Raw genomic sequence first — 15,159 nt, forward strand, 5'->3', positions numbered from 1 at the left:
CTTAAGGACCCCCGATGACCATCCAATACCTTCCCCCCAAGAAAATCAGTTCCTTCTATCCCCCCCAACGCACCCTGATGGGCCCGGGTCCATCGGAAATCGCACCGCGGGTGCTGGCGGCCATGTCGCTGCCCTGTATCGGATATCTCGATCCGGTCTTTGTGGACATGATGGATGAATTGAAGATGTTGTTGCGTTATGCCTTTCAGACGGACAACGCACTGACTTTTCCGGCTTCGGGTCCCGGATCCGTAGGCATGGAAATGTGCTTCGTCAACATGGTCAATCCTGGCGACAAGGTTATCGTGTGCCGGAACGGGGTATTCGGTGGCCGCATGATCGAAAATGTGACGCGCTGTGGCGGTACACCTGTTGTGGTGGAAGACACCTGGGGTGAACCGGTGGATCCGCAAAAGCTTGAAGATGCCCTGAAGCAAAACCCGGATACCAAAGTGGTGGCTTTTGTTCATGCCGAAACCTCCACCGGTTGTATGTCCGATGCCAAGACCCTGGTGGAAATCGCGCACCGTTACGGGGCTCTGACCATTGTGGATGCGGTCACTCAACTGGGTGGTTCACCCCTGTATGTGGATGAGTGGGATATCGATGCCATCTATTCGGGCAGCCAGAAATGTCTGTCCTGTACCCCAGGATTGTCTCCCGTCTCCTATAACCAGCGGGTGGTGGATCTGGTCAAACAACGTCGGACTCCCTCCCAGAGTTGGTTCATGGACCTCGACCTGGTATTGGGGTACTGGGGATCCACCAATCGCACTTACCACCATACGGCCCCCATCAATGGCTTGTTTGCGTTACATGAGTCTCTGGTGCTGCTGCGTGAAGAAGGATTGGAAAACGCCTGGGCTCGTCATACCCGTCATTACCTTGCGCTCAAAGCCGGACTGGAGGCCATGGGGCTGACCTATCTGGTCAAGGAAGAATACCGTCTGCCTCAGCTCAATGCCGTGCGGGTACCCGAAGGGGTGGATGAAGCCAAAGTGCGAAAAACCCTGCTCAGCGAATTCAATCTGGAAATCGGTGCCGGGCTGGGGCCCTTGGCAGGAAAAATCTGGCGCTTTGGACTGATGGGCTATTCAGCCAAGTCGGAAAATGTCATGTTATGTCTGTCTGCCTTGGGTTCTGTCCTCATGGACATGGGCTATCCCATCAAGGTGGGGGTGGCCGAAGCCGCTGCCCATCAGTCTTATGCCGAGCAACATGCTCAGGCGGCTAAAAAAATCAAGGGATCCTGAAGGGATCAGGTGCTGCGTCGTGTGGGCGAGAGCGCGCACAACGCAGCATGACGGGCAGCGCGTAATCGTTGAGGGATTTCTGCCGGGGTCGGTGCCGAACGTACGAGCGCAGGAAGATCCAGTGCCTGACAGGCAGCGAGGGCGGCCTTGCCCCGCGTGCTCAGGTTGGGTTGGAGATCTTTGAGAACCTCGCCCAGGCATTCCTGTAATTCAAGAAAGTGGAAGAATCTTTGTGGCCGCCTCCAGGCATCACATCCTTCCAGCAGGGGGAGCCATTCCTCCGGTTGCTGGGGAGACAAATGCCGGGCGCTGGGACCCAGTGCGCAAGACAATTCCACCCACTGGTGTTGTTCCTTGCTCCAGCGCAGGTTCCTGGCCCAGGTTTCAAGGAGTGGATGCCAGATTTGACGGGAACTCCCGTGGAAAAGTGCCGAAACCCAGGCTGCCCAGCGCAGGACTTGTTCCAGGTTTCTTCGGGCCCCATGATCCACGGCGTTTTTGGCCAGATCCCCCGTATGGATCCACAATGCATCGATGGTGGGGAAGAATTTTTTCAAGGCTCCCCAGTCGGCCAATGCCTCGAACATGCGCGCGGGGTTGGTAGTTTCCATGCCTTTGTTCAACTCTTGCAGAATGCGTTCGGGAACCAGGGCATCCACTTCGCCGTTGTTGACCATCTGTCGTAAGAGTGCGCTGGTTTCAGGTGCCACGGTAAAGCCAAAGGGAGCCAGTTTGGCCAGGAATCGAGCAACGCGCAGGAGTCGGACCGGATCTTCGCTAAAAGCCGGACTGACGTGACGCAGGATACGGTTTTTCAGATCGGTCAGTCCGTCGTAGGGATCGATCCACCGATGATTGGAATCCCGGGCCATGGCATTGATGGTGAGGTCACGGCGTTTCAGGTCTTCTTCCAGCGTGACCGTGGGGTCGGCATGAAGAATGAATCCGCGATAGCCTGGGGCTGTTTTACGTTCAGTGCGGGCCAAAGCATATTCTTCATGGGTGGCGGGGTGCAGGAAAACCGGAAAATCCCGCCCCACGGGCTGAAACCCCCGAGTTTCCATTTCTTCCGGAGTAGTGCCTACCACGACCCAATCCCGGTCGGTGCTGGGAAGCCCCAGCAATTCGTCACGGAGGGCACCCCCTACTTCGTAAATCTGCATCATCGAACCGCACCCAACTCATCCAGAAGAGCATGCAGCCGGTGACTGGGCACGGTATGGAGGCGCTGTTCGTAGACGATTTGGTTGTAGAGAACCTGTTGGACATAGTCCCGGGTTTCATCAAAAGGAATGTTTTCAAGAAAGGCGCGCGGGTCACCAATGCCGGCAGAAACCCAAATCTGTGCACGCAAAGGGCCTGCGTTATAGCCCATGGTGGCGAGGATCGGGTTGCCCAAAAGTTGCGCCAGGTGATTCAGATAATAAGTTCCAAGCAGGATATTGGTGTCGGGTTGATCGACCTCTTCAGCATGATAGTTCTTGAGACCGCTGCGTCGGGCCGCCCACCGGGCCGTTGCGGGCATCAGTTGCATCAGGCCCTGGGCACCGGTACGGGAACGGGCAACGCTGAAAAATCGACTTTCCTGTCGGATGACCGCAAGAATCCAGGCTTCAGAGAGATGGTATTGGGAAGCGCTGGCCTGGATTTGAGACTGATAGGGATAGGGAAAGAGCAGGGTGATATCCTTGGGTAAATCCGTACGATCTGCACTGTGAATACTCCGGTCATACCAGCCCAGTTGAAAGGCTTGTTGGGCAGCTGCCAAGTGTTGCAGAGGGGTCAGGGCAGGCTCGATCTGGTTCCACTCTCTCTGGGCTTCCGGCAGCAATCCCAGGCGATAGAGGCGCAGAGGGCGCTCCAGCAGAGTGCGGGTTTCTTTTTGAATCTCCGGGTCCGGTTGTGCGGGAGGGGGTGACAGGCGAAGTTCCTGCCCCCGTTCTTCCAGGGCCAGTAGCCCGTAGTAGGAAGGAGATTGGGAGACGCGCTCGAGCAGGGCAAGGGCTTCTGCAGAACGGTATTCTCCCTCCAGCGCGCGCGCCTTCCAGTATTGCCAGACGGGTTTCTGGGCCAGGGTGACCGGTAGATGGGCCAGGGTGTCCAGTACGGTGGCCCAGTCCTGCTGACGCAAGGCAACCCGGGTTTTCCAGATCAGCCATTCAGCATCGGTGGGTTGGGGAGTCACCTGCTGAAACCACTCCAAAGACTGGGGATTCAGATTCAAGGCACCTTGAAGTGCGATCTGTTGCCAGCCCCAGGCTTGGTCCTCCGGACCAAGATGTGCGGAGGCATCCGTCCACCAGGTGGCTGCGGCCTGTGGGTCATGGGCGGCCAGGCGGAGGGTGGCATATAACATGAGTTCACGTTGCGCACGAGTGGAGTGGGTATCCGTGGGGGAGGCATCATCCAGAAACTGGCGAGGTCGGCCTGTGGCCAGATTCAGGTCATCTTCATTCAAGCCTTGGAAGGGTGGGAAGAAACTATTGATGTAACGCGCTTTCCGCAACTGATTGCGGGATAGGGCATGACGCAGTGCCCGCCAGAGGTCGTCTGCACGAAGGCGGTGGGCTGCGACCAACTGCCGAAATACCGGGTCACAGGAGTCAGGCCAGGAAGCGTCGGAACGCCAATAGGCCACGGCAGCGTCGAAGAAGTCCGTTTGAGCGTCGGCGAAGAGGGCTTGCCAGTGATAGCATTGAAGTGCGGGTTGGTGGGCATCCACTGGATGAAACTGGGCTTCAAAGGTTTTCCAGTTTTGGTTTTGTCCCAGTTGAGACAACCAATGGGCGCGCAATAAGGGCGTGAGCGGGCTGTTGGGATAATCATTGAAAAATGCTTGCATTTCCGGAACCAGATAGGCATTTCCTCGTATCAATCGTTCTTCCAGAGCCCAATATCGAGGATAATCGGAAAGTTGGTCCTGCGCTCGTGCCGCGATGGATTCGAGCGTGGTCTGATCGTGTTGATCAAAAGCGCGCCGGGCGCGCAACAATTCGTCATCGGTCAGAGGCGGCTCGGAAACGGGTTGAACAGTGGCTGGTATGTCGTCGGGCATAGCCAGATCTGCGGCAGGGAGGCTCCAGGGAATAAGCCCAAGAAGCAGGAAGAGAAAGCGAATCAGAAAACCGGACAAGACGGGAACCTCATGGGAAATGCAGAACAGCGCCATCATTATGCGGGAATTTTTTCGGAAAAGGGAGGGGCCATGAAGGATGAACAGGAACAGCGGCAATTGCTGCATCGGCGTGTCATCGAAGTGAATGGTTACGCACGGCCAGACGGCTGGTACGATGTAGAGGGCGTATTGCGGGATGTCAAGGGGCATGATGTGGACATGACAGAAGGATGTCTGCCTGCCGGTACGCCCATTCACGACATGTTTTTGCGCCTGACCGTGGACGACGCTCTGATGATTTGCGAGGCAGAGGCGCGCATGACCAGCCGACCTTATCCGGGCACCTGTGAAAAAATTGTCCCTGAATACTCGTCGTTGAAAGGGGTGACCATTGCGCCAGGGTTTACCCGGATCGTGCGGAATCGGTTGGGCGGTATTCATGGGTGTACGCATTTGACGGAATTGGTGGGCGTCGTGGCGACGGTGGCTTTTCAAACCCGTTATGGCACACTCTCACCGGAGATGAAAGAACGTCCTCCTCATCTGGATGGATGCCATGCCCTGGCCAGCACGGGGGAGGTGGTGGCGCGTTTTTACCCCCATTGGTCGCGGGCAGGCGTCGAATAGATGGGAGGTTTTCAGGTACAATCAGCATTTCACAGGCTCCTTTCATAGAGAAGACGTAGACCATGAAAATCCATGAATATCAGGCCAAAGCGCTCCTCCAGCGCTTTGGGGTGGCGGTTCCGCGCGGGTTTCCGTGCTTCACGGTTGGCGAGGCTGTGGCGGCCGGACAGCAATTGGGCGCAGGGGTGTGCGTGGTCAAGGCGCAGATCCATGCGGGAGGGCGCGGGAAAGGCGGGGGCGTCAAGGTAGTCCGTACGGAGGCCGAACTGGAAGAGGCGGCGCGCCGAATCATGGGGATGCAACTGGTGACTCACCAAACCGGTCCCCAGGGGCAAACCGTTCGCCGGTTGTTGGTGGAAGAAGGGGCGGATATTCGCCAGGAACTCTACATCGGCATGGTAGTGGATCGCACCACCCAGCAGGTTGCCCTGATGGGCAGCGCGGCGGGGGGGATGGATATCGAGGAGGTGGCCGCACAGCATCCGGAAAAGATTCATGCGGTACAAATAGATCCGGGGCAAGGGTTATTGCCAGCCCAGGCTGAAACTCTGGCACGTCAAATCGAAGTGCCGGAACCTCTGGTGGCGCAGGCCCGTGACTTGATGCTGGGTCTGTACCATGCCTTCGTGGAAAGCGATGCCAGTTTGGCGGAAATCAACCCCATGGCCGTGACAGGGGACGGGCGAATTCTGGCGCTGGATGCCAAATTCAACTTCGATGACAATGCGGCGTTTCGCCATGGTGAATGGCAGGATTGGCGGGATTTCGATGAAGAAGATCCCAACGAGATCGCAGCCTCACGCCACGGCTTGTCCTACATTTCACTGGAGGGCAATATTGGATGCCTGGTCAATGGTGCGGGTTTGGCCATGGCCACCATGGATATCGTCAAACTCTACGGTGGAAGCCCGGCCAATTTTCTGGATGTGGGTGGTGGGGCCACCACGGAAAAAGTCACGGAAGCCTTCAAATTGATGCTGGCCAATCCCGAAGTGCAGGCCATTCTGGTCAATATTTTCGGCGGTATCATGAAGTGCGACGTGATTGCCGAGGGCGTGGTGGCTGCTGCACGACAGGTTCATTTGACCGTCCCTCTGGTGGTGCGTCTGGAGGGGACCAATGTGGCGTTGGGAAAACGGATTCTGGCGGAATCGGGACTTCCCATTCTGTCAGCAGCGAACATGGATGACGCAGCGGCCCAGGTGGTCGCCGCAGCGCGGAGATAAGCATGGCCATTTTGATTGACAGGAATACTCGGGTACTGACTCAAGGAATTACCGGCAAGACGGGCATGTTTCACACTCGTCTGTGTCGTGAGTATGCCTTTGGCAACGAATGTTTTGTCGGTGGGGTAACCCCGGGCAAGGGCGGACAGAATTTCGAAGGGGTTCCGATTTTTGATTCGGTAGCCGAAGCGCGTCGGGAAACTGGCGCCAATGCTTCGGTGATCTATGTTCCTCCTCCCTATGCGGCGGCGGCCATTGATGAAGCCGTGGAAGCGGGGATCGAGTTGGTGATCTGTATTACGGAAGGGATTCCGGTGCGGGATATGATCCAGACCCGTTATCGTATGCGTGGTAAATCAACCCTTCTGGTGGGCCCAAACTGTCCGGGTGTGATCACCCCAGGACAACTCAAGATCGGCATCATGCCTGGACACATTCATCAGCCCGGTCCCATTGGGGTGGTCTCTCGTTCTGGAACGCTGACCTATGAAGCCGTGGGGCAACTGCGTGAACTGGGGCTGGGTCAGTCCAGTTGCGTGGGAATTGGCGGCGATCCGGTCAACGGCATGAAACATCTGGAAGTGATGCAGCGGTTCAATGACGATCCTGCCACAGAGGCGGTTATCATGGTGGGAGAAATTGGCGGGTCGGATGAGGAAATCTGTGCACGCTGGATCAAGGAACACATGACCAAACCCGTGGTGGGGTTCATTGCCGGTATGACGGCACCGCCCGGTAAAAGGATGGGGCATGCGGGAGCCATCATTTCAGGGGGGCAGGGAACGGCTCAGGAGAAGTTGGCCACGATGGAAGAATGTGGGATCAAGATTACGCGCAATCCCGCCGAAATGGGGCGGACCTTGCAAGCTCTGCTCAGGGGGTAGTCTTTGGCATTCGGTGGGGGCAGGAGGCGCGCTGACAGTTGGCGTAGATCTGGAGAGAATGGTCCTGAATCGAGAAACCCCGTTGTTGTGCAATCTGGGCTTGGCGATTTTCGATCTCGGCGTCAAAAAACTCCTCCACATGGCCACATTGCAGACAGACCAGATGGTCATGGTGGGTTCCTTGGTTAAGTTCAAATACGGCCTTGCCACTTTCAAAATGATGACGGACCAGCAAGCCGGCTTGTTCAAACTGGGTCAGCACCCGGTAGACGGTGGCCAGACCGATATCCATGCCTTCCTGCTGAAGCCGGCGGTAGACTTCTTCCGCGCCCAGATGACGGGTGGCGCTGGTTTCGAACAGGGCCAATACCCTGAGACGGGGAAGGGTGGCTTTCAGTCCGATGTCCTTGAGATCTTGGGGGGCGCTCATGTTGCCTCGCAGGGGGGTAGAATTGGTTCATTATAAAAGCATTCGGGTGAAAGGGATGATAAAGCGTACGGTAACGATGGGCATGCTGACTTGTGCAGGCCTGTTTCTCACGGGATGTTCCAACTGGTCGTGGTATTCGATTCCTGGTGCCTCTTACCTCAGGCCCTATACGCTGGATATCCAGCAGGGCGTGATCATCGACTCTGACATGGTGGCGCGTCTGAAGGAAGGAATGACCCGTCCACAGGTGGCTTATACTTTGGGGACGCCATTGCTCAAAGATCCTTTTCACAAGGATCGCTGGGATTATGTCTATTTTGTGCGAGAGGATGGGCGATTGAGTCATCCCCATGATTTGACGGTTTATTTCAACGACGACAAAATGGTTCGCTATGTCACGGATTATCCGATCGGTGGGGCGGTGACATCGGGCACTCCCCAGGCGGTTCCTGTGACCGGTGAGGCCCCTGTGGCCCCTGCGGCGACCAGTGAGACACCTGCGGTTCCCCCTGCGGGCTCCGCTCCGGTGACGCAGGAAGTTACCCCGCCGAATCCTGACGGAAGTGCCGGACCGGCCACCGGAGTGACCAAGGGGGGTATGATTGATGCCGGGAAGACCGGAGAATGAGCGCGCTCGTTTTGGGCATCGCGGGCAGTGGTGGGCGTATGGGGCGAGCGTTGGTGGAAGCCATTGCGATGGCTCCGGATTTGCGTCTGGGCTTGGCACTGGAGCAAGCAGACAGTCCCTTCATCGGCCGTGATCCCGGAGATTGGCTGGGCGCCCCCCTGGGCATCGCGATTACCTCTGATGTTCAGGCGGGGTTGGAACGATGTGCGGTGCTGATCGATTTTACCCGTCCCCAGGCTACCCTTGATCACTTGGCCGCCTGTGTACAGCACAGGCGGGGTATGGTGATTGGGACCACCGGTTTCAGTGCGGCTGAAAAAGCGCAGATTCAGGAGGCCAGTCAGGAGATCCCCATTGTGTGCGCCCCCAACATGAGCGTGGGGGTAACCGTGGCACTGGCGTTGCTGGAGCGAGCCACCCAGTGGTTGCCGGCTGATTATGATCTGGAAATTACGGAAGCCCATCATCGTCATAAAGTGGATGCTCCCTCCGGGACGGCATTGCGCATGGGCGAGGTGGTGGCCAAGGCGCGCGGTTGGAACTTGCCGGAGGTGGCGGTGTATGGGCGCCAGGGGACCACGGGCCCGCGTCCTTCTCGCACCATTGGCTTTGCCACAGTACGGGGCGGGGATGTGGTGGGCGATCATACGGTATCTTTCATGGGCGAAGGCGAGCGCCTGGAAATTACCCATCGTGCCAGCAATCGAGCCACCTTTGCCCAAGGTGCAGTGCGGGCTGCCCGTTTTGTGGTGGATCAGCCTGCGGGATTTTATGATATGCGTTCTGTACTTGGGTTGTAATTAGTTGAAATAACTGGTCTATTTATTTGTTTTTCGGGGTTCTTCCGGGCCCCGGAGTTGCTTTTTGGCGTATTTTGCGCTAGTATTCCAATAATCGGAAACGGGAAAGGTGCGCGTCAATGCGTCTTTCCCGTTTTTTCACATCACCCCCTTCAGGAGTTAGTTATGGCTGTAGAACTGCCCTCGTCCTCTCGGGTGCCTGCCTTTCTTGTGCTGGCCGACGGCAGCATTTTCAAGGGCTATTCCATTGGAGTCGAAGGGTATCGGGGGGGGGAGGTGGTATTCAATACGGCCATGACCGGATACCAGGAAATTCTGACGGATCCTTCCTATTGCCGCCAAATTGTGACCTTGACCTATCCCCACATCGGTAACGTGGGAGTGAATCAGGAAGATGAAGAGTCCGCCGAGTTGTTTGCGGCAGGTCTGATTGTCCGTGAAATCCCCCGTCAGTTATCCAGTTGGCGTGCGCAGGGAGGGTTGCCTGAATACCTCAAGGCGCGGGGTATGATTGCCATGGCAGGGGTGGATACCCGACGTCTGACACGCTTGCTGCGCGAAAAGGGTGCGCAAAACGGCTGTATCTGGGCGGGAGAAGAAAATATTCCCGCTGCTTTGGAAGTGGCCCGTACTTTTCCGGGGCTGAACGGCATGGATCTGGCCAAGGTGGTCAGTTGTACCCGACCGTATCCCTGGACGGAGGGGGTGTGGCACCTGAGTGGGATAACCACTCGGCCTGAGGCGCGCTTCCGGGTCATCGCCTATGATTTTGGAATCAAGCGCAACATTCTGCGCATGTTGGTGGAGCGGGGATGCGCCGTTCAGGTGGTTCCCGCTACGACACCGGCTCAGGACGTGTTGTCCCTGCGCCCGGATGGCGTTTTTCTGTCCAATGGGCCCGGTGATCCCGAAGCGTGCACCTATGCCATTCAGGCCGTTCGCGAACTTCTGGCGGCACGGGTTCCTGTTTTTGGTATTTGTCTTGGCCATCAATTGCTTGCCTTGGCTTCGGGGGGGCGTACCCTGAAGATGAAATTCGGACACCATGGAGCCAATCATCCCGTTCTCGATCAGCAAACCGGACGGGTATTGATCACCAGTCAGAACCATGGATTTGCGGTGGATACTCAAGATTTACCTGCTCATCTTACGGTTACCCATGTTTCCCTGTTTGATGGGAGTGTGCAGGGGCTTGCCCGGACAGATGTTCCGGCCTTCAGTTTTCAAGGTCATCCTGAAGCCTGTCCGGGCCCCCATGATGCGGCCCCTCTCTTCGACCGTTTTATAGCGCTCATGCAAGAATCTGGAATCTGACCTATGCCCAAGAGAACCGATCTCAAGTCCATTCTGATCATTGGGGCAGGCCCCATCGTCATTGGCCAGGCCTGTGAATTCGATTATTCCGGGGCACAAGCGTGCAAGGCGCTGCGCGAAGAGGGGTATCGTGTCATTCTGGTTAATTCCAATCCGGCGACCATCATGACGGATCCGGAGATGGCTGACGCCACCTATATTGAACCCATCAACTGGAAGACTCTGGAGCGCATCATTGAACGGGAGCGTCCAGACGCTCTTCTGCCAACCATGGGAGGCCAGACGGCACTTAATTGCGCGCTTGATCTGGCGCGGGAGGGGGTGCTGGAACGGTATGACGTTGAAATGATCGGGGCGCGCAAGGAAGCCATCGATATGGCCGAGGATCGCGAAAAATTCAAGGCGGCCATGACGCGCATCGGTTTGTCCACCCCCCGTTCTGCGGTGGCCCATAGTCTCGAAGAAGCCCAACAGGTGCAGGCCCAAATCGGCTTTCCGGCCATTATCCGTCCCTCCTTTACCATGGGGGGAAGCGGGGGAGGGATTGCCTATAACCAGGAAGAATTCATGACCATTTGCGAGCGTGGTCTGGAGGCGTCACCGACCCGTGAGTTATTGGTGGAAGAATCGGTGATCGGTTGGAAAGAGTATGAGATGGAAGTGGTGCGGGACCGCAACGACAACTGTATCATCATTTGCTCCATCGAAAATCTCGATGCCATGGGGGTGCATACCGGAGATTCCATTACGGTAGCACCTGCCCAGACCTTGACGGACAAAGAATATCAGGTGATGCGCAATGCTTCCCTGGCAGTATTGCGTGAGATTGGTGTGGAAACCGGGGGCTCCAACGTCCAGTTTGCCATCAACCCCAGAGATGGACGAATGATCGTCATTGAAATGAATCCGCGCGTTTCCCGTTCTTCGGCTCTGGCCTCCAAGGCGACGGGGTTTCCCATCGCCAAGGTGGCGGCCAAACTGGCGGTGGGATTTACCCTCGATGAGTTGAGCAACGAGATCACCGGCGGGATAACGCCTGCTTCTTTCGAACCCACCATTGACTACGTGGTGACCAAGGTGCCACGCTTTGCTTTTGAAAAATTTCCGCAAGCCAATGATCGCTTGACCACTCAGATGAAATCGGTGGGAGAGGTCATGGCCATCGGGCGCAGTTTCCAGGAGTCCCTGCAGAAGGCCCTGCGTGGATTGGAAACTGGCGCCGATGGGTTGAATGAAATGACCACCGAGCGCACCACCATCGAAGCCGAGTTGGCCAATCCCGGTCCCCATCGCCTGTGGTATCTGGCAGATGCCTTTCGCATCGGGCTGGAGCGGGATGAAATCTACCGTTTATCCCATGTGGACCCCTGGTTTCTGGCGGAAATCGAGGATCTGGTGTTCGAAGAACAGCGGGTACGCGGGTTGGAACTTGCGACGTTGAGCGCAGCGCGTTGGCGCGAACTGAAAGGCAAGGGATTCTCTGACCGGCGCTTGGCTTACCTGATGGGAAGCACGGAACAAGCGGTGCGCGCCATGCGGCATGCCCTGAATGTTCGCCCTGTATTCAAGCGGGTGGATACCTGTGCGGCAGAGTTTTCCACGCAAACCGCTTACCTCTATTCCACTTATGAAGAAGAGTGTGAAGCGCATCCCACGGATCGACGCAAGATCATGGTGCTGGGCGGGGGACCGAACCGCATTGGCCAGGGGATCGAATTTGATTATTGTTGTGTTCATGCGGCCCTGGCTTTGCGTGAGGATGGGTACGAAACACTCATGGTCAATTGCAATCCAGAGACGGTTTCCACAGACTACGACAGTTCGGATCGTCTGTATTTCGAATCACTGACACTGGAAGATGTCCTCGAGATCGTGGCGCTGGAGAAACCCGCGGGTGTCATTGTCCAATTCGGTGGTCAGACTCCCCTCAAATTAGCCCGTGGGCTGGAAGCCGCCGGGGTCCCCATCATCGGGACAACTCCGGACAGCATCGATCGCGCTGAAGACCGCCAACGTTTTCAGCAACTCTTGCATGAGTTGGATTTGCGTCAACCGGATAACCGAACCGCAGGCCATCGGGACGAAGTCTTGAAGGCAGCGCAGACGTTGGGATACCCCTTGGTGGTTCGACCCAGTTACGTGTTGGGGGGGCGTGCCATGCAGATCGTCCATACCCCGGCAGATCTCGAAAAATATCTGCGTGAGGTCATTACGGATGGGGAAGGAATGCATGGTGTGGCGATTTCACCGCATTCCCCCATTTTGCTTGACCGTTTTTTGAACGATGCCATCGAAGTGGATGTGGATGCAGTCTGTGATGGACAGGAGGTGGTGATTGGTGCCATCATGGAGCACATTGAGCAAGCGGGCGTTCATTCGGGAGATTCGGCCTGTTCCATTCCGCCTTATAGTCTGACCCCTGCCATCCAGGATGAACTTCGGCGCCAGACCAAGGCCATGGCCCATGCATTGGGGGTGGTGGGGTTGATGAACGTGCAGTTTGCGCTTCAGGGAGATACCGTTTATGTTCTCGAGGTCAATCCCCGCGCTTCGCGTACTGTTCCTTATGTGGCCAAGGCGACCAGTCGTCCTCTGGCTAAAATTGCGGCGCGCTGCATGGTGGGACAAAGTCTGGCCGAACAGGGAATTACCGGCGAGTTGATTCCAGGCTACTATTCGGTCAAAGAGGCGGTGTTCCCCTTTACCAAATTTCCTGGAGTGGATCCCATACTCGGACCGGAAATGAAATCCACGGGGGAAGTCATGGGGGTTGGGGCGACCTTTGCCGAGGCCTTCGTCAAGTCCCAATGGGCGGCAGGAGTCAAGTTGCCCACAGGAGGCAAGGTTTTTCTGAGTGTCAAAAATGCGGACAAAGCGCCCTTGGTGGAGATTGCACGCCAATTGGTAGAATTGGGTTTTGCGCTGGTGGCCACCCGTGGAACGGCGGCAGCACTCAGTGCTGCCGGTCTCGAGGTGGTACTGGTCAACAAGGTTATGGAAGGGCGTCCGCATATCGTGGATATGATCAAGAATCGAGAAATTTCATTGATCATCAATACGGTAGAAGAACTTTCCAGGGCCGTACAGGATTCCTGGTCGATTCGCAATGCTGCGTTGCAGGGACGTATCACCTATTACACTACGGTTGCCGGGGCACGGGCAGCCTGTATGGGGATGCGTCTTGGACAGTCCAGCGATGTCTATGAATTACAGGCATTGCACCGAGAGTTGAAAATCTGACCCCTCAAGAGGGGCTCAGGCCATATAACACGTAATTGGGTAGCGAGGAAGGAGAAGCATGAACAAGACACCATTGACGGTACGGGGTGCCGAAAAACTCAAGGAAGAATTGCACCAGTTGAAGCATGTGCAACGTCCGGCAGTGATCCAGGCCATCAGTGAGGCGCGCGCTCAGGGAGATCTGTCGGAGAATGCCGAATACGATGCAGCCAAAGAACGTCAATCCTTTATCGAAGGACGGATTGCGGAATTGGAATCCAAATTATCCCATGCCCAAATCATCGATCCGGCTGCGTTGGATGCGGACGGGCGGTGTGTCTTTGCGGCCACGGTGGAAATGGAAGATTTGAACACCGGCGACGTCCACACTTATCAGATCGTGGGGGATGACGAGGCGGACATCAAGGAGGGCAAGATATCCATTGGTTCTCCGCTGGCTCGCGCCCTGATCGGAAAATCGGCGGGAGATGTGGCTGAGGTACATGCGCCAGGGGGAATGCGTGAATACGAAATCAGGAAAGTACGTTATGGTTGAGCGCCGCAGGTCCTTATCCCCTCCCGGGTCTGCGTGGCGCGCGGAACGGCCTGGAATTTCCAAAGGAAAGAGCGGGGTCAGGAAGATTTCCGCCAAAAAAGTCGCTGCTAAAAAAGTGGTTCCTGTCGTTGTGCCGCCCTTGAAGTTGCCTGAGATGGGGGCGACATTGGAGTTGACGGTGGCTGAACGGGTGCGCTTGCGTCAGGAAGCTCATCGCCTCAATCCTGTGGTGCTGATGGGGCAATCCGGTATGACAGAGGCGCTTCTCCTGGAAATAGAACGGGCTCTTCGCGCCCATGGTCTGATCAAGGTCAAAGCCAGCGGAGTCGACACAGTAGAGGCGCGCAGCGCTCTGGCAAATATTCTTACCCAGCGTCTTTCAGCCGCATCCGTTCAACAAATCGGCAAGATTCTGGTTCTTTATCGTCCCCGATGAAACCTACCCGGACCAGCAAGGCCTGGATACGGGAACATATCAACGATCCCTTCGTCCAACGAGCAAAACGGGAAGGATATCGGTCACGGGCTTCTTACAAGTTATTGGAAATCGATGACCGGGACCACCTGTTGCGTCCAGGGATATCGGTGGTAGATTTGGGGGCCAGTCCCGGAGGGTGGTCACAGGTGGCCCGTCAGCGCATGGGAGTGCACGGCAAGGTCATCGGGGTCGATGTGCTGCCCATGGAAGCGCTGGAGGGCGTCAATTTTCTGCAGGGGGATTTCTTAGCCCCCGCGGTGCAGGAGCAGGTGAGAGTTCTGTTGGGAAACCGGTCGGTGGACCTTGTATTATCGGATCTTGCCCCCAATATCAGTGGTGTCACCTTGTATGATCAGGCCCGTGCAGCCGAGTTGTGGGAAATGGCTCTGGAGTTTTCGCTTGAAGCGCTGGGGCCTGAGGGTGGGTTTCTGATCAAGGTTTTTCATGGAGCAGATTTTGAATCCTTCGTGCGACGCATGAAACAATGCTTTGTCCGGGTGGTGACGCGAAAACCTGCTGCATCCCGAGACCGAAGTTCGGAAGTGTACTTGTTGGGTCAGGGGTTGAAACCGAAACACAAGGGGTGAGTTGGTGAATTTTGAACAGGTGGACGCGCTTGAGCGTACAAT

14 protein-coding genes are annotated in these 15,159 nt (G+C 56.5%); 11 read left to right on the forward strand and 3 right to left on the reverse strand.

What is annotated here, in order from left to right:
- Window positions 1–14: 14 nt before the first annotated feature.
- Window positions 15–1,253 carry a pyridoxal-phosphate-dependent aminotransferase family protein gene (locus tag HO274_RS09410; protein WP_051861841.1) on the forward strand — a complete coding sequence of 413 codons (1,239 nt, stop codon included), beginning with the start codon at window positions 15–17 and terminating at the stop codon, window positions 1,251–1,253.
- 5 nt (window positions 1,254–1,258) lie between these two features.
- Here the strand turns inward: HO274_RS09410 and HO274_RS09415 are convergent, their stop codons facing one another.
- Together HO274_RS09415 and HO274_RS09420 are read right to left on the reverse strand one after the other, a co-directional pair.
- Window positions 1,259–2,419, reverse strand: a complete 1,161-nt coding sequence (locus HO274_RS09415; protein ID WP_273119057.1) for a tRNA nucleotidyltransferase/poly(A) polymerase-related protein — start codon at window positions 2,417–2,419, stop codon at window positions 1,259–1,261.
- A complete protein-coding gene (locus HO274_RS09420; protein WP_273119059.1) occupies window positions 2,416–4,386 on the reverse strand; it encodes a lytic transglycosylase domain-containing protein in 1,971 nt (656 codons plus the stop codon). The genes HO274_RS09415 and HO274_RS09420 overlap by 4 nt, the downstream gene beginning before the upstream one ends.
- Before the next feature lie 12 nt (window positions 4,387–4,398).
- Here HO274_RS09420 and HO274_RS09425 point away from each other — a divergent pair, with 12 nt between their 5' ends.
- The 3 genes from HO274_RS09425 (at window position 4,399) to sucD (ending at window position 7,105) form a co-directional block, all read left to right on the forward strand.
- Window positions 4,399–4,995: a DUF2889 domain-containing protein gene (locus tag HO274_RS09425; protein WP_062187223.1), complete on the forward strand. Its 597-nt coding sequence runs from the start codon at window positions 4,399–4,401 to the stop codon at window positions 4,993–4,995.
- Window positions 4,996–5,057: 62 nt separating this feature from the next.
- Complete coding sequence (gene sucC / locus HO274_RS09430; RefSeq protein WP_031595539.1) at window positions 5,058–6,221, forward strand: ADP-forming succinate--CoA ligase subunit beta; 1,164 nt, start codon at window positions 5,058–5,060, stop codon at window positions 6,219–6,221.
- Between the two features lie 2 nt (window positions 6,222–6,223).
- Window positions 6,224–7,105 carry a succinate--CoA ligase subunit alpha gene (gene sucD / locus HO274_RS09435; RefSeq protein ID WP_031595538.1) on the forward strand — a complete coding sequence of 294 codons (882 nt, stop codon included), beginning with the start codon at window positions 6,224–6,226 and terminating at the stop codon, window positions 7,103–7,105.
- Here sucD and fur read toward each other — a convergent pair.
- The gene (gene fur, locus HO274_RS09440) at window positions 7,095–7,535 is read right to left on the reverse strand and encodes a ferric iron uptake transcriptional regulator (protein ID WP_062187226.1); all 441 of its coding nucleotides are present in this window, start codon (window positions 7,533–7,535) and stop codon (window positions 7,095–7,097) included. The two genes, sucD and fur, sit on opposite strands and share 11 nt — an antisense overlap.
- Before the next feature lie 55 nt (window positions 7,536–7,590).
- Between fur and HO274_RS09445 the strand changes: the two genes are divergently transcribed.
- The 7 genes from HO274_RS09445 (at window position 7,591) to HO274_RS09475 (ending at window position 15,117) form a co-directional block, all read left to right on the forward strand.
- The gene (locus tag HO274_RS09445; RefSeq protein ID WP_160171511.1) at window positions 7,591–8,163 is read left to right on the forward strand and encodes an outer membrane protein assembly factor BamE; all 573 of its coding nucleotides are present in this window, start codon (window positions 7,591–7,593) and stop codon (window positions 8,161–8,163) included.
- On the forward strand, window positions 8,160–8,963 hold the full coding sequence (gene dapB, locus HO274_RS09450; protein ID WP_062187228.1) for a 4-hydroxy-tetrahydrodipicolinate reductase: 804 nt from the start codon (window positions 8,160–8,162) through the stop codon (window positions 8,961–8,963). The genes HO274_RS09445 and dapB overlap by 4 nt, the downstream gene beginning before the upstream one ends.
- Before the next feature lie 165 nt (window positions 8,964–9,128).
- Complete coding sequence (carA, locus tag HO274_RS09455; RefSeq protein ID WP_062187230.1) at window positions 9,129–10,277, forward strand: glutamine-hydrolyzing carbamoyl-phosphate synthase small subunit; 1,149 nt, start codon at window positions 9,129–9,131, stop codon at window positions 10,275–10,277.
- 3 nt (window positions 10,278–10,280) lie between these two features.
- The gene (gene carB / locus HO274_RS09460; RefSeq protein WP_031595533.1) at window positions 10,281–13,517 is read left to right on the forward strand and encodes a carbamoyl-phosphate synthase large subunit; all 3,237 of its coding nucleotides are present in this window, start codon (window positions 10,281–10,283) and stop codon (window positions 13,515–13,517) included.
- A gap of 58 nt (window positions 13,518–13,575) precedes the next feature.
- Complete coding sequence (gene greA, locus HO274_RS09465; protein WP_031595532.1) at window positions 13,576–14,052, forward strand: transcription elongation factor GreA; 477 nt, start codon at window positions 13,576–13,578, stop codon at window positions 14,050–14,052.
- Window positions 14,045–14,488, forward strand: a complete 444-nt coding sequence (locus HO274_RS09470) for a YhbY family RNA-binding protein (protein ID WP_273119070.1) — start codon at window positions 14,045–14,047, stop codon at window positions 14,486–14,488. Before greA ends, HO274_RS09470 begins: the two co-directional genes overlap by 8 nt.
- Complete coding sequence (locus tag HO274_RS09475; RefSeq protein WP_031595530.1) at window positions 14,485–15,117, forward strand: RlmE family RNA methyltransferase; 633 nt, start codon at window positions 14,485–14,487, stop codon at window positions 15,115–15,117. Before HO274_RS09470 ends, HO274_RS09475 begins: the two co-directional genes overlap by 4 nt.
- The last annotated feature ends 42 nt before the right edge of the window (window positions 15,118–15,159 follow it).

The organism is Ferrovum myxofaciens (assembly GCF_013181415.1).
GTDB classification, from domain to species: domain Bacteria; phylum Pseudomonadota; class Gammaproteobacteria; order Burkholderiales; family Ferrovaceae; genus Ferrovum; species Ferrovum myxofaciens.